Origin of the sequence: Vibrio cyclitrophicus, assembly GCA_023206055.1 — a bacterium.
Lineage (GTDB): Bacteria > Pseudomonadota > Gammaproteobacteria > Enterobacterales > Vibrionaceae > Vibrio > Vibrio cyclitrophicus_A.
Genome location: CP065366.1, coordinates 496,634 through 510,504 on the forward strand (window position 1 = coordinate 496,634; position 13,871 = coordinate 510,504).

A 13,871-nucleotide genomic window follows, 5' to 3' on the forward strand; every position below is an offset into this window, starting at 1 on the left:
AGAACAATAAAGCGACCTTGAGTCGCTTTATTTGTATCTGTGTACTCACGACTACGACTTCGGTTAGTCATTCACTTCAAAATTCATTTTAGTTCATTCAAAACGTCACTTAACTGTCATTTCAGGGGCATACCTTGAGCCTTAACTGAATAAGGATTGTTAAGGAGATCGTATGCGTACTATCGAACCTATTGTCCGCTGGGATGTGGCATTTTCTGTTTTCTGTTTAAACAACCGCTATGGCGGACAACATGCAACGCTCAGTAAAGCGGTGTCTCATACTGGAGATGGACACCTTTATGTTTTGATTGCCTTGATTGTACTGCTGGCTGATAGCAGTACTGGCCAAGATTTTCTATTGGTCGGTTTAACTGCCTTCGCAATCGAATTACCTATCTACTGGCTTGCTAAAAATACCCTTAAACGCCGCAGACCCGCTGAATTCTCTTCACTGCTTTACTCCCATATTGTGCCATCCGATAAATATAGCCTGCCTTCTGGGCACTCCGCTGCTGCTTTTGTTATGGCGACTCTGATCGGACATTTTTATCCGAGTTTGTACCTCTTTAGCTTTACTTGGGCAACAGCGATTGCTGGTTCTCGAATTTTGCTTGGTGTGCATTTTTTAACGGACGTACTGATTGGTGCTGCTTTGGGCATCGCTTGTACGAGCCTTGCTATCAACTTCATTTTGTAATCACTTTTGTCAGTCGTTGCCGAGCTTAAGCTCAAACCTAAAGGAACACCTATGAAAATATTATATGGCGTACAAGGTACAGGGAATGGTCATATCGCTCGTGCAAGAGCAATGGCGGTGGCTTTTCGCCAACAAAATATCGATGTCGACTTCCTATTCTCAGGACGAGATGAGGGCAAGTACTTCTCAATGGAAGCGTTTGGCAACTACCAGACCCGCAGCGGCTTAACTTTTTACAGCGAGCAGGGGCAGGTGAAATACGGTAAAACATTCTTCAAGAACAACATCTGGCGATTCCTCCATGAGATTAACCAGATCGATCTTACGCCTTATGACTTAGTGATTAATGATTTTGAGCCTGTCACTGCATGGGCGGCTAAGAGACAAGGTGTGCCATGCATTGGGATAAGCCACCAGAATGCGTTTCGTTATGATGTACCCAAAGAAGGGGGCAACTGGATTGAACATTCAGTTATTCAACATTTCGCCCCAACCGAGCACTCAATTGGGTTGCATTGGTATCACTTTGAACAGCCGATTTTGCCGCCTATCGTTCACACGCTGGTTGGTGAGCAACAAACCAAAACAGCACAAGACTTTACGTTGGTCTATTTGCCATTTGAGGATCTTGAGTCGATCTCAGAGCTGTTGATTAAGTTTATTTCGCACAACTTTGTCTGTTACCACCCGGATGTTATTGAGCACAGCCGAGTCGAAAATATTGAGTTTAAACCGTTAAGTCATGCTGGCTTCCAATTCGACCTCAATCAGTGTTCTGGTGTGGTAGCAAATGGCGGCTTTGAATTGCCATCTGAAGCCCTAACCTTGGGGAAGAAATTACTTCTCAAACCACTCGAAGGGCAGTTCGAACAACAGAGCAACGTGGCGACGCTAGAGGCTCTTGGATTAGCTCAAACCATGAGCTTTTTAGATGCGGCTATTTTGCGTGCTTGGCTCAGTGAAAAACAGGCCGAAGTGGTCACCTATCCAGACGTGGCGAGTGCACTCGTTGAGTGGGTTTTAGCGGGGAATTGGTCTGATCAAGATGACTTAAGAAAGCAACTTTGGGACAAGGTAGACTTTCCAAGCTATGCATCCCTCACCTGACATATAAGTGTTATTTCTGAATCGAGCAGCTAAACAATTCATGAGTTCAATAAATTGTAACAATTGTAACCAAAAGATAGAACAGCTAAATAAGTCGAAATGAAACTCATAAGTTAAGCTTTTTATGTTTTTTTATAACTCTATAAATTGCTGATTTATAGGTGTTATTTAATCATTAAGGTAAAATAAAATTATTCTTTATCAATCTTGTTGGTAGCTCGAGATGTATTGGTTAATAGTAATGTCAATCCGAAAAGCATCGGTCTGATAAATATAAGAATTAGTGGTTATCTATTCTCATACCATTACCAATTTAACGCTGTCGAACCGACAAGAGGCAACTTGAATGTTAGATAAAAAAGACGCAATGAGTGCTATTGCAAGCTACAGAATGGAAAGCACACTTCGTGGAGTCGACTTAAACCTTTTGACTGTATTTGATGCAGTTATGCAAGAGCAAAACATTACACGTGCAGCTCACAATCTGGGTATGTCTCAGCCTGCTGTAAGTAACGCTGTTGCTCGTCTAAAAGTGATGTTTAACGACGAACTATTCATGCGTCAAGGTCGTGGTATTCAACCGACTCAACGTGCTCGTCAGTTGTTTGGTCCAATCCGCCAAGCACTACAATTAGTACGCAACGAACTACCAAGTTCTGTGTTCTCTCCAGAGTCGTCTTCTCGCCTGTTCAAACTTGCGATCTGCAGCCCTTGTGACATGCGTTTTGCTCCTAAGATTATGTCGACAATCAACGACCAAGCACCGAGCGTGAAACTGCACATGGATGCTGAATTCGATCGTCAACTTTCAGAGCGTATGCGCTATCAAGAAATCGACTTCGTGATTGATTACGCTCGTTTTGATGAGCAAGGTTTCTCAAGCACTGAAATCTTCCAAGACGAATTAGTTGTGGTTGCTTCTGCTTCTCACCCACGTATCAACGGTGAAGTTTCTGCGGCAGAGCTACTTAACGAAAAGCACGCAAAACTGTCTCGCATCCATGGTCAACGTAGCTTCTCTGAGCAAGCTTACCGTGACCTAGATTGCACGCCTTTCTATGAAGGTACGAGTTTGAGCAACGTTCTTTACGTTGTAGGCCAATCTGAACTAGTAACAATTGCTCCTCGTTGGATGGTAGAACATGCAGCAAACAAAGAGCAGCTTCAGATTCTAGATTTCCCATTCGATAATGCGGCGATTTCTGGCTTCCTAAGCTGGCATGAATCAAGTGAAAAGGACAAAGGACACATTTGGTTACGAGATCAGTTAATGATGATCTGTGGCGAAGTAGTGGCACTTAACTAGACACTAATCCCTATGATTTATAAGCCCTAAGCTAGGAGACTGGCTTGGGGCTTTTTTATGCGCGCTATTTTAATGGGTAGAAAACTTAGCGTGAGACGTACTATTACTGATAACTTTGAGCTTCATCAGTTGCCTTTTCCATGATCAGAGGTACACTTGTGCGCTCAAAAAAGCTTACAGGTGTAAGCCAAAGGTAAAGAGATGGCCAATTTAGATTTTCATATCGTAAAAAGACTTCGTGACCAAATTGCCCAAGGTGGCAACCGTACAGCTTTGAAGCACAAAGTAGACAATGTATGGCAAGGCATTAGCTGGGAACAGTTTGGACAACAAATCGATACGCTTTCATTAGCACTGTTGGCTCAAGGACTGAGAGTTCAAGATAAGATCGGTATCTATTCGAACAATATGCCTCAATGGACTGTGGCAGATTTTGCATCTTTACAAGCTCGCCTTGTGACTGTGCCGATTTATCCAACGAACACAGCAGCACAGTCTTCTTACATCATCCAAAATGCAGATGTGAAGATCTTATTCGTTGGTGAGCAAGTTCAATTCGATGCGGCGGTTAGCCTGTTTGAAGAGTGCGAGCAGCTAGAAGTTGTTGTGGCTATGTCTGATGACATCGACCTGCAAGGACACAGCTTTGCCGTATCTTGGAATGACTTCATGGCGCGTGGCGTTGAAGCACAACAAGCTGAGCTTGACGTGCGCCTTGCTGATGCAAGCATGGACGACTTACTGACTCTTATCTATACCTCTGGTACCACGGGGCAACCAAAAGGTGTAATGCTTGATTACACCAATATTGGCTACCAGTTAGAAGGCCATGATGAGCGTCTTAGCCTAACCAAAGACGATGTCTCATTGTGCTTCCTACCGTTATCACACGTATTTGAGCGTGCTTGGACGTTCTACGTTCTCTATAAAGGCGCAACCAACTGCTACCTGCAAGACACGATGCAAGTGCGTGATGCGTTAAGCGATGTGAAACCTACCGTAATGTGTGCGGTTCCACGCTTCTATGAGAAGATCTTCTCTGCGATTCACGAGAAGGTATCGAAAGCGCCATTTATTCGTAAGGTGCTATTTACGTGGGCGGTGAACATGGGAGCAAAGCTTTCAGTTTGTCACCAAGAAGGTCGTACTCCATCGTTGATCCTGAAGAAGAGCCATGCGCTAGCCGATAAGCTTGTGCTATCTAAACTGCGAGCTCTGCTAGGCGGTAACATCAACTTCATGCCATGTGGTGGTGCGAAGCTTGATGAAACCATTGGTCGTTTCTTCCATGCTATCGGCATCAACGTAAAACTTGGCTACGGCATGACAGAAACCACAGCAACAGTATCTTGTTGGGATGACCGCTGCTTCAACCCTGATTCGATTGGTATGTCGATGCCGGGCGCAGAAGTGAAAATTGGTGCTAAGAACGAGATTCTTGTTCGAGGCCCAATGGTGATGCGTGGCTACTACAAGATGCCCGAAGAGACCGCTAAGACATTTGACGAGCACGGTTTCCTAAAGACTGGTGATGCGGGACATTTTGATGAAAATGGTAACCTGTTCATTACTGATCGTATTAAAGAATTGATGAAGACTTCTGGCGGTAAGTACATTGCACCGCAAGTGGTTGAAGGCGCGATTGGTAAAGATCACTTTATCGAACAGATTGCCGTTATCGCTGATACGCGCAAATTCGTTTCTGCTCTGATTGTTCCTTGTTATGACTCGCTTGAAGAGTATGCCAAAGAGCTTAACATTAAGTATCACGATCGTGTTGAGCTTGTTAAGCATCACCAAATCGTCGAGATGCTAGAAAAGCGTGTGAATAACCTACAGCAAGAACTGGCTAAGTTTGAGCAAGTGAAGAAATTCAAACTGTTACCAAAAGCATTTTCGATGGATGATGGTGAACTGACACCAACTCAGAAATTGCGTCGTAAAGTTATCAACGATAAGTATCAAGACGAAATCGAAGAAATGTACAATGAAAAGCCTAAAGATAAGTAGTTTTCTGCTTAGATAAATTTTCAGTTGTTTAAAAATCCCCCTACGAATGTGATTGCATTTTTAGGGGGATTTTTTGTATCTAGCGATCCAGCACAATGTGCGAAAGCGCACACTGATTAAGCTGTTATTTATAGATAAATAGCGATTCATTTAAATATTAAGTGCTTTTTTTTGTTTATTACCTAGTGTTAAAGGCTAAATTTGAGGGGTGGTTTGGGTTTTATTTAATGCTTTGAGCTAATAGTTGGTTTTTTACCACGATTGTCGGATAACAGGTGTTAGACCAGATGATAATAAAGCGTTAAAGTTGTTTCGTATTACTGTTTGTTGTTATCACGACAGACAGCCATAGCCGAAAAAGTGGAAGTATTTCGAATTAGGCTACGAATAAGCCCTAGACTATGAAAAACCAGCCCAACATGTTCACCAAATATGATTGGAAACTGGTGAGGAGAGCAATATGACAACAAAACCTGAAACAGCAATGTTATCCGGCGCTGAGATGGTGGTGCAGTCTCTAATTGAAGAGGGTGTAGAACAAATCTTTGGTTATCCAGGTGGTTCTGTACTTGATATCTACGATGCGCTGCATGCTAAAACTGCTGAAATTAAACACGTATTAGTACGACACGAACAAGCCGCTACCCACATGGCAGATGGCTATACTCGTTCTACCGGCAAACCGGGTGTAGTACTTGTGTGTTCTGGTCCAGGTGCGACCAATACCGTTACTGGTATTGCAACAGCTTACATGGACTCAATCCCAATGATTGTTATTTCTGGTAACGTACCAAATAACCTTATTGGTAATGACGCCTTCCAAGAGTGTGACATCGTTGGTGTATCACGCCCGATCGTTAAACACAGCTTCTTAGTTAAGAAAGCAGAAGATATCCCAGAAGTCGTTAAAAAAGCATTCTATATTTCAACGACAGGACGTCCCGGTCCTGTGGTTATTGATCTGCCGAAAGACATCTTAAACCCACAAATCAAGCTTCCTTATGAATACCCAGAAACGATCAAAATGCGTTCGTATAATCCAACGGTTACGGGTCATAAAGGTCAGATCAAAAAGGCACTAAAAGCCCTTCTTGAAGCGAAGAAGCCGGTACTTTATGTCGGTGGTGGTGCGGTTATTTCTGAGGCAGATAAGCCGCTGTTAAAATTAGCAGAGGCACTGAATTTACCTGTGGTAAGCACCCTAATGGGGCTTGGCGCTTTCCCTGGCACTCATAAGAACTCTTTGGGTATGTTGGGCATGCATGGTTTGTATGAAGCCAATATGGCGATGCACAATGCGGATTTGATCTTTGGTATTGGTGTACGTTTCGATGATCGAACGACCAATAACCTAGATAAGTACTGCCCTGATGCGAAGATCATGCACATTGATATCGACCCATCTTCGATCTCTAAGAACGTAAAAGTGGATCTACCGATTGTAGGTTCTGCTGAAAAAGTTCTAGAGAGCATGGTGAACTTGCTCGTTGAGCAAGGCGGCACTAACGATGCAGAAGCGATTGAAAGCTGGTGGAGTGAAATCAAGCAGTGGCAAGAGCGTGACTGCCTCGCTTATGAGAAGTCGTCTGAGCGCATCAAACCACAACAAGTTATTGAAACACTTCATAAAGTAACTAATGGTGATGCTTACGTTGCTTCGGATGTCGGTCAACACCAAATGTTTGCAGCATTGTACTACCCGTTTAACAAGCCACGTCGTTGGATTAACTCTGGTGGTTTAGGCACAATGGGCTTTGGTCTGCCTGCTGGTATGGGCGTTAAGTTTGCTAAGCCAGATGAAGAGGTGGTTGTAGTAACTGGTGACGGCAGTATTCAAATGAATATCCAAGAGCTGTCGACTGCGCTGCAATACAATATCCCGGTTAAGATTATTAACCTTAACAACCGTTTCCTAGGCATGGTAAAACAGTGGCAAGACATTGTTTATCAAGGTCGTTACTCTAACTCATATATGGACTCTGTTCCTGATTTTGCTGCTATCGCAGAGGCTTATGGCCACGTTGGTATGCGTATTTCATCTCCGGATGAACTTGAATCAGGTTTGGAAAAAGCACTAGCGATGAAAGACCGTTTGGTATTTGTCGACATTAGTGTGGATGACACCGAGCACGTATACCCAATGCAGATCAAAGGCGAGGGTATGGATAACATGTGGCTAAGCAAAACGGAGAGAACATAATATGAGACACATTATTTCACTACTAATGGAAAACCAACCTGGTGCGCTTTCTCGTGTGGTTGGCTTGTTTTCTCAGCGTGGCTACAACATCGAGTCTTTGAACGTATCTCCAACCGATGATCCGACGCTGTCTCGTTTGAACGTAACGACTAACTCGAGCGAAATGCAGCTTGAGCAGATTCAGAAACAGCTGCATAAGCTAATCGACGTGCTTAAAGTACAAGAAGTGTCTGAACTTGAGCACATTGAACGTGAGCTGTTGATGGTAAAAGTACGTGCTAGCGGCTTTGCTCGTGCAGAAGTGAAGCGCACAGCAGATATCTTCCGTGGTCAGATTGTTGATGTAACGGCTTCTCAATATACGGTTCAAATGGCGGGAACTAGCGAGAAACTGGATGCCTTCATTCAGGCGTTGTCTGAAGTGACGGAAGTACTTGAAGTAGCTCGAAGTGGTGTTGTTGGCATCGCACGAGGTGAACGAGCGTTGAAAGCCTAAACGGTAAGTCTTTAAAAAATAACTTTAAAGCCGCTTTTTTAAGCGGCTTTTATTTTGTTAATTTTCTAGAGTGCTATAATCCTGCGCTGCACTTTCATTCATCTGAGTTAGCAATGCGAAATAAAAGATCAATAATTACATTGCTGATTATCTCTATCATATTGTCTTCTGCAGTATGTCTGTATTATTTGCAGCGTTACAAAGAAGTAAAACAGCAGAGCTTTGACTACTCGGCTAAACAAGCCGTACATCAGTTAGTATATGCCAAGCGGGATTATGATCTTCTCAAGACTCAGTTAGTCTCGGTAATGGAGCTACTCAGTCATAGCCAGAGCTTGGTTAACTTTGCTTCTTCTCCCTCTGACCAAACCAAACATCTACTTGAAGAGGTCTGGCAATCTGTTCTTGTAAACCAGAAGTGGTATACACAAATTCATCTGTTAGATATCACAGGCAAAGAACTGGTGCGGGTTAACTATTCCTCTGATACCGGTAGGGTGACGTTACCTCAACAACTGCAAGATAGATCAGATTCTAACTACTTCCAATACGCTCAAAAACTAGAAGCTGAACAGATTGGCGGTTGGGGCATTGAGCTTGAAGCGGAACATGGTGAAGTCACCTTTCCTTATATGCCTGTAATCCGTGTCTTTACCCCTGTAGAAACCCCTGACAAAAGAGTGGGTTATCTTGTCATTAATCTCGATGTATGGGGTTTATCGTCACGTCTTAGCTTTTCACCTGATAACGATCTTAGAGCGGAAGTTCTTAATGAAGCGGGTTACTTTATCGCGAGTAACAACAGCGGCAAGTTGTTCGGAGACTCTATTCCAGAAAGAAAAGGCTACAACCTGCAAAATATCGCGCCTAAGACGTGGGATGCGATCTCCAATGATCAAGTGGGATACGTTTTTGAAGATGGCAATTTATTCGCCTTTAACACGGTTATGCTCGCGAACAGTCAAAAGGTTCATTTGCTGATTCAACTTAATCAGAAACAATTGATGGATCGGGCAGAACCGAGTTTAAGTGACCTCTCTCAAGAAGAAGTGTTTGTGTTGCTAACGGTGCTGATATTCGCCTTTCCGTTTGCTTACCTTGTGACGCACTACCGACGCCGAAGTCTGGAGAGTAAATTGGCGCGCGCCGCATTGAATGGCATGTCGGCAGTGATGATCTCTGACAAGCAGCACCGCACAATGATGATCAACAACGAATTTGAGAACATGACTGGGTACTGTAAAAAACAAGTTATCGGTCAGAATGCATTGCAACTGTTGCTTGAGAATACTGACCAAGTGCTCTCAAGTTCGGCTATCTGGAGTCATTTAGAGCAAGAAGAAGTATGGGAAGGGGAGGTTCAGTGTAAGAACAAACTGCGTATTCCTTTTACTGCGATCATGCGAGTGCATGCGGTCAAAAACAACTCGGGCAAAGTCAGTTACTACATCACTTCGCTGGTTGATATTTCCGTAAGGAAGGAGCTTGAAGTGCGTTTGAGGATTTTAAGTGAACGTGACTCTTTGAGTAACCTTTGGAACCGACGAAAGTTCGAAGAGCAGTTGGCTTACTACTCTCGCTTAGTTGAGCGTTACCCGAACGAATCAACCACTTGCTTAGCCTTAGTCGACATCGATAACTTCAAGCGAATCAATGACGAGCTTGGCCACGACGAAGGTGACCGTGTGATTGCTGGTGTGGCTAAGCTACTACAAGATAGCCTTCGTAGTACCGACTTTGTTGCTCGTGTCGGAGGAGAAGAGTTTGCACTCTTGATGCCACACACCTCATTGCCGGAAGCAAAGCGCGTATTGGATCGCTTGCGAATTGAGATTGAGCTAGCAGCCGGAACTAAGGTAACGGTGAGTGTTGGCTTTACAGATTTAACCAGTAACAGCACTCGCTCATACAAATGTGCCGATGTCGGGCTTTATGAATCGAAATCCTCTGGTCGCAATACGGTCTCTATGTGTCCTAGCCATGCTGATGTTGCTTAGCTTTCTGCCTATTTAGTTTCTTTCTTCTGTCTGACTAATCTCTTTAAGCTGCTTTCCGATTGATTTTACCTTCCCTTCTTTTTATTAAGAATCTCACTTTTGAGCGACCTATGTCACAAAATCTATACAGTTAGACTAAAGTCTAATGTTGGTGATAATTTGAGCTAAACTGAACAATAAGTAAACTACCTTGCTTCAGATTACACCGTGCTTAACGGTGTAATAAATAGAGTGTTTACCAGATGTAGAAGGATGACACCGTTAACTTAATTCAACTGATTAGCTAGCTTTTTCAATGATTTGAAAGGCAGCAGTAGAATTAGGTTAGCTGGAGCAAGAGTTTGGGGATCATACAGTCTGGTTAAAAGAGGCGTGGTATGTTTGTCGATTTTTTAGTGAGGTTAACCATAGGCACATTAGCCATTCTTGGCTTTCAATTGAGTGCTTTGTATTTTTTACCTATGGTTGTGCTGCTTAATACTCATCACAAAGAGTTTTTTGGGTGGTAGTTCAGTCGTAATACTGGAAACAAAAAAACGGAGCCATTGGGCTCCGTTTTTATTTGGTTAGAATCTATCTTGGCGTTATGCCGCTTCGATAACTTCTTCAATTCGTTTCATTGAACCTAGCAAGTGTTGATCAAGCAGTTCTGTCGCTTGTTCTACATTTTTAGATAGTACTAGCTTCATGATCATTTCGTGCTCATCAATATTGAACAGATCATCAGACGCGCTTTCTGCAGACATAGCTAGGAAGCGGTAACGTTTTACTTGGTTAATTAGGTCATCAAAGAACTTAAACATGTTCTCTGAATCTGCACCTTCAAGTAATGCTACATGGAATTGCTGGTGGCGTTCTTCCCACTCAACACAATCAAACTCTTCAGATACGTACTGCACTCGCGACAGTTTGTGGTAAGACGTTAGTACATCCAGTTCCCAACTCTCATCACCCGCTGAAATCGCTTTTTTAAGCAGAACAGATGATACAACACGAAGGCTTTCGTATAGGTCATTCAGTTCTTTCTTTGATACAGGAGATACCCAGCAGCCTTTTTGTGGCTCTAGCTTTACGTATTTGCTCCAAGATAACTGTACCAAGGCTTCGCGAATAGGGGATGCGCCGACGTTGTAGCGTGCTTTTAGATCAGCAACAACAAGCTTTTGACCTGGGGTTAACTCACCATTAAGAATATCTTGGCGAATCATCTTTGATACTTTGTCAGTGAGCGTAGGACTAGACATTACAAACCTCATGTATATTGATTTCTAGTCTGCTAATCCGTCTCTTAGAAAGAGCCAATTGGAAGTTAACAGTACGTAGTTCTATTGTGATTGATAATACAGCGTACTGAAAAGTTAGGCAAGATTTAGTTTCATAAAAAAAGAGGGCCGAAGCCCTCTTTTATATTTTATGCGAATCGGTTCATTCTTATAGAACGTGAACAGATGCCGTGTTTGTAGTACCAGAAGCTACTAGAGCACCAGAAACCATAACTACGATGTCGCCTTTGTTACCTAGGCCAGATTGTAGAGCGATTTCTTTACCGTTGATGTAGAACGCGTCTGTGTTCTCGATAGAGTCAACAAGAACTGGCTTAACACCTTTAGTAAGAACTAGCTGTGCAGCTGTCTTTTCGTTAGTTGTTAGAGCAAGGATGTTTGCAGTTGGGAAGTACTTACGTACTGAACGTGCAGACTTACCGCCTTCAGTTGCAACAACGATTAGAGGAGCAGCTAGCTTCTCTGCTGTGTCTACAGCGCCTTTACATACTGCTTCAGTGATGCGTAGACGTGGGCTGTCTAGACGAGAACCTAGCTCAGCTTTAAGAGCTGAATCAGTGCGGTTCGCGATTTGAGCCATGATAGTTACAGCTTCAACTGGGTACTTACCTTTAGCAGTTTCGCCAGAAAGCATTACTGCATCAGTACCATCCATGATTGCGTTCGCAACGTCACCCGCTTCAGCACGAGTTGGACGTGGGTTGCTGATCATAGAGTCAAGCATTTGAGTTGCAGTGATAACCATCTTACGTGCACGGTTACACTTCTCGATCATCATTTTTTGAGCGAAGATTACTTCTTCTGCTGGGATTTCAACACCTAGGTCACCACGAGCAACCATGATGCCATCAGAAGCTTCAAGGATTGAATCGAAGTTATCTACACCTTCTTGGTTTTCAATCTTAGAAATGATGTGGATGTTTTCGCCACCGTTAGCGTTTAGAAGCTCACGGATTTCTTTAACGTCGTCTTCTTTACGGATGAAAGAAGCAGCTACGAAATCAACGCCTTGCTCACAACCAAACTTAAGGTCAGCTTTGTCTTTCTCAGAAAGAGCTGGAAGTTGAACAGAAACGCCAGGAAGGTTAACACCTTTGTTTTCGCCTAGAGCACCGTTGTTAAGAACTTTACACTTAACTTCAGTTTCTGTTGTTGCGATAACTTCCATTTCGATTAGGCCGTCATCAACAAGAATAGTGTTACCTGCTGATAGGTCTTTAGCGAAGCCTAGGTACGTTACTGCTACTACGTCTTTGTTACCAACAACTGTTGCGTCAGTTGTGAAAGTGAACTCTTGACCAGCTACTAGATCTACGTCGTTACCATCTTCAAGTTTGATAGTACGGATTTCAGGACCTTTAGTATCTAGAAGGATAGCAAGTTGCTCACCTTTGTTTTCCATTACTTTACGGAAGTTCGCGATACGAGTGCCGTGTTCTGCGAAATCACCGTGAGAGAAGTTAAGACGCATAACGTTCATGCCAGCATCTACTAGTTCAGTTAGCTTCTCTACAGATTCAGTTTTAGGGCCAATCGTACATACGATTTTGGTCTTTTTCATGGAAGGTACTCTCCGGTAAGTATTGTTACAATTTGAAATTTATTTAAGTTCTGAAGATTGGTCCGCTACATCAACATTTTGTGCCTGTTGTGTAAAAGCGCGGGACTTCCAATATGTCCTTCAGAGTTGTAAGTCTTTCATCAATTTTAGTCATTTTATGACTAAAAGATTTTGATTCAACGCTGTGTTTCTGTGACTTATACCAACATATCAGGTGAAAGTTGCAGAAAAATAACGGTCAGTTCTGTAATTTTTTTTCTTTTCGGGTGCGGATTCTACCACCTAATGACTTCAATATCACTGCTTAACAATTGTCTTAGGACAAGGTTTCATCGCTATTTATTAATTTTTTGGATCAAAATAAATGGACTAAATAGTTTCGTTGTAACTATAATATGTTTCATATCGAAACTTACTGGCCTTTTTTAAATGTCGAAACGAAACACTCAGCTCAGAAGACATGCAATTTCTAACCTAGTGAATGAAAAGGGGGAGGTTAGTGTTGATGAATTATCCGCTAAGTTTGAAACCTCAGAAGTCACTATTAGAAAGGACTTGGCGTCTTTGGAGAAAAACGGTCAGCTTTTGCGCCGTTATGGTGGTGCGATTTCATTACCGAAAGAGGTTGTGAGCGAAGAACTGGGTCAACAAGTTTCGACTCGAAAGATTTCACTAGCAAAAGCCGCTGCAGATTTGATTCGTGACCATAATCGTATTGTGATTGATAGTGGTAGCACGACTGGTGCCCTAATCCAGCAACTTAATACTAAGCGTGGTTTGGTTGTTATGACCAACTCATTGCATGTGGCTAATGCGCTTAATGAGCTTGAAAGTGAACCGACATTATTAATGACGGGTGGTACTTGGGATACACATTCGGATTCTTTCCAAGGCAAAGTTGCTGAGTCAGTACTGCGTGCTTACGATTTTGACCAACTGTTTATCGGGGCTGATGGTATCGACCTCGACAGAGGCACAACCACATTCAATGAATTGATTGGCCTGAGTAAAGTTATGGCTGAAGTGTCACGAGAAGTGATTGTGATGGTTGAGTCGGAAAAAGTGGGACGAAAGATCCCGAACTTAGAGCTGGCATGGGAACACATTGACATCTTAATTACCGATACAGACTTGGGTGAAGAATCCAAAACAAGTATCGAATCACATGATGTTCGCGTGATCCTGACTGATCCAGCGTAAAAACAAATTTAAAT

General features: G+C 42.9%; 10 protein-coding genes. 8 read left to right on the top strand and 2 right to left on the bottom strand.

From position 1 onward, the window contains the following. Window positions 1-172 precede the first annotated feature (172 nt). The 7 genes from ITG09_02265 (at window position 173) to ITG09_02295 (ending at window position 9,813) form a co-directional block, all read left to right on the top strand. The gene (locus tag ITG09_02265) at window positions 173-697 is read left to right on the top strand and encodes a phosphatase PAP2 family protein (protein ID UPR52497.1); all 525 of its coding nucleotides are present in this window, start codon (window positions 173-175) and stop codon (window positions 695-697) included. A 51-nt stretch (window positions 698-748) separates the two neighbouring features. Then, window positions 749-1,804, top strand: coding sequence for a glycosyltransferase (locus tag ITG09_02270; GenBank protein UPR52498.1), 1,056 nt, complete (start codon window positions 749-751; stop codon window positions 1,802-1,804). Between the two features lie 346 nt (window positions 1,805-2,150). After that, window positions 2,151-3,110: a transcriptional regulator LeuO gene (leuO, locus tag ITG09_02275; protein ID UPR52499.1), complete on the top strand. Its 960-nt coding sequence runs from the start codon at window positions 2,151-2,153 to the stop codon at window positions 3,108-3,110. A gap of 201 nt (window positions 3,111-3,311) precedes the next feature. Then, window positions 3,312-5,120, top strand: a complete 1,809-nt coding sequence (locus ITG09_02280) for a long-chain fatty acid--CoA ligase (GenBank protein ID UPR52500.1) — start codon at window positions 3,312-3,314, stop codon at window positions 5,118-5,120. Window positions 5,121-5,580: 460 nt separating this feature from the next. Continuing rightward, on the top strand, window positions 5,581-7,320 hold the full coding sequence (locus ITG09_02285) for an acetolactate synthase 3 large subunit (protein ID UPR52501.1): 1,740 nt from the start codon (window positions 5,581-5,583) through the stop codon (window positions 7,318-7,320). 1 nt (window position 7,321) lies between these two features. Then, on the top strand, window positions 7,322-7,816 hold the full coding sequence (gene ilvN, locus ITG09_02290; GenBank protein UPR52502.1) for an acetolactate synthase small subunit: 495 nt from the start codon (window positions 7,322-7,324) through the stop codon (window positions 7,814-7,816). 113 nt (window positions 7,817-7,929) lie between these two features. Beyond that, on the top strand, window positions 7,930-9,813 hold the full coding sequence (locus ITG09_02295; protein ID UPR52503.1) for a sensor domain-containing diguanylate cyclase: 1,884 nt from the start codon (window positions 7,930-7,932) through the stop codon (window positions 9,811-9,813). A gap of 584 nt (window positions 9,814-10,397) precedes the next feature. On the opposite strand, the gene ITG09_02300 is transcribed toward ITG09_02295, so the two are convergent. Further along, window positions 10,398-11,069 carry an FCD domain-containing protein gene (locus ITG09_02300; protein ID UPR52504.1) on the bottom strand — a complete coding sequence of 224 codons (672 nt, stop codon included), beginning with the start codon at window positions 11,067-11,069 and terminating at the stop codon, window positions 10,398-10,400. Between the two features lie 175 nt (window positions 11,070-11,244). Continuing rightward, on the bottom strand, window positions 11,245-12,657 hold the full coding sequence (pykF, locus tag ITG09_02305) for a pyruvate kinase PykF (protein ID UPR52505.1): 1,413 nt from the start codon (window positions 12,655-12,657) through the stop codon (window positions 11,245-11,247). Window positions 12,658-13,086: 429 nt separating this feature from the next. Here pykF and ITG09_02310 point away from each other — a divergent pair, with 429 nt between their 5' ends. Continuing rightward, on the top strand, window positions 13,087-13,857 hold the full coding sequence (locus ITG09_02310; protein ID UPR52506.1) for a DeoR family transcriptional regulator: 771 nt from the start codon (window positions 13,087-13,089) through the stop codon (window positions 13,855-13,857). Window positions 13,858-13,871 lie beyond the last annotated feature (14 nt).

Excerpts from the sequence above, each read along its gene's own strand:
- ITG09_02265 (UPR52497.1), top strand. The coding sequence starts at position 173 with ATGCGTACTATCGAACCTATTGTCCGCTGGGATGTGGCATTTTCTGTT.
- ITG09_02270 (UPR52498.1), top strand. The coding sequence starts at position 749 with ATGAAAATATTATATGGCGTACAAGGTACAGGGAATGGTCATATCGCT.
- leuO (UPR52499.1), top strand. The coding sequence starts at position 2,151 with ATGTTAGATAAAAAAGACGCAATGAGTGCTATTGCAAGCTACAGAATG.
- ITG09_02280 (UPR52500.1), top strand. The coding sequence starts at position 3,312 with ATGGCCAATTTAGATTTTCATATCGTAAAAAGACTTCGTGACCAAATT.
- ITG09_02285 (UPR52501.1), top strand. The coding sequence starts at position 5,581 with ATGACAACAAAACCTGAAACAGCAATGTTATCCGGCGCTGAGATGGTG.
- ilvN (UPR52502.1), top strand. The coding sequence starts at position 7,322 with ATGAGACACATTATTTCACTACTAATGGAAAACCAACCTGGTGCGCTT.
- ITG09_02295 (UPR52503.1), top strand. The coding sequence starts at position 7,930 with ATGCGAAATAAAAGATCAATAATTACATTGCTGATTATCTCTATCATA.
- ITG09_02300 (UPR52504.1), bottom strand. The coding sequence starts at position 11,069 with ATGAGGTTTGTAATGTCTAGTCCTACGCTCACTGACAAAGTATCAAAG.
- pykF (UPR52505.1), bottom strand. The coding sequence starts at position 12,657 with ATGAAAAAGACCAAAATCGTATGTACGATTGGCCCTAAAACTGAATCT.
- ITG09_02310 (UPR52506.1), top strand. The coding sequence starts at position 13,087 with ATGTCGAAACGAAACACTCAGCTCAGAAGACATGCAATTTCTAACCTA.